Genomic DNA, 217 nt, shown 5'->3' on the forward strand with positions numbered 1-217 from the left:
GTCGGCACGGTGCAGTTCAAGTCGAACGGCACGGCAATCGGCTCCCCGGTCACGGCGACTGGCGGTGTTGCGACTCTGCCGCACGCGTTCGATGCTGCTGGTGCGCAAAGTGTTACGGCCGACTTCACCGCGGGTGCTGGCTTTGTCAGCTCGTCGGCGTCGGCTCAGACGGTGACCGTGTCGGATCCGGCTCCAGTGGATGTCGAGACCACGACGT

At 65.4% G+C, this 217-nt stretch carries 1 protein-coding gene; it reads left to right on the forward strand.

Features of this window, described 5'->3' with window-relative positions; genetic code table 11:
- Window positions 1-217: Ig-like domain-containing protein (locus QM609_RS29175; RefSeq protein ID WP_283337664.1), on the forward strand; the 217-nt coding region annotated here is incomplete at both ends.

It is taken from the genome of Rhodococcus sp. IEGM 1302 (genome assembly GCF_030056935.1).
GTDB lineage: Bacteria > Actinomycetota > Actinomycetes > Mycobacteriales > Mycobacteriaceae > Rhodococcus_F > Rhodococcus_F qingshengii.